The sequence below is a fragment of the Variovorax glucosi genome, assembly GCF_051216695.1.
In the GTDB taxonomy this organism is placed as follows: Bacteria; Pseudomonadota; Gammaproteobacteria; order Burkholderiales; family Burkholderiaceae_C; genus Variovorax.
This window is the reverse complement of the sequence record NZ_JBPJZE010000440.1, coordinates 1-594: the sequence shown is the minus strand read 5'-3', so window position 1 is coordinate 594 and position 594 is coordinate 1. Positions and strand designations below refer to the sequence as shown.

1 protein-coding gene is annotated in these 594 nt (G+C 64.8%); it reads left to right on the top strand.

The features are described from left to right. On the top strand, positions 1-594 hold a 594-nt coding region (locus tag ACSFA3_RS26340; RefSeq protein WP_435508237.1), incomplete at both ends, for a DODA-type extradiol aromatic ring-opening family dioxygenase.

Sequence of the window (594 nt, the reverse complement as noted above, 5' to 3'; positions counted from 1 at the left end):
CCGAAGTACACGCGTCAAGGCTTCAAGACCACGTTCCGCGTGGTGGCTGACGACACGCAACTCGGCGGCACGCTGGGCAAGTACGCAGTCGAAACGCTCAAGGGCAAGAACATTGCCGTGATCGACGACCGTACCGCTTACGGCCAGGGCGTTGCCGAAGAGTTCGAGAAGTCGGCCAAGGCCGCTGGCGCCACCATCGTGGGCCACGAGTTCACCACCGACAAGTCGACCGACTTCAACGCCATCCTGACCAAGCTGAAGGCCTCCAAGCCCGACGTGCTGTTCTTCATCTACAACGATCACGTCAGCTCGTTCTTTTTCGACCACTACTCGGCGTTCTCCCTTGGCGTGGGCGAGCGGCACGAGGTGGCCGACGAAGGCGGCGGCGCACGCGACCTGCCGCCGCTGTCGGGGCATCCAGCACTGGCGCGGCACATCGGCCGCTCACTGGTGGCCGACGAGTTCGACATGTCCTTCTTCCAGGACCGGGCGCTGGACCACGGCGTGTTCTCGCCGATGTCGCTGCTGTGCCCGCACGAGCCGGCATGGCCGATACCGGTGGTGACGCTTCAGGTCGGCGTGCTGCAGTCGCCG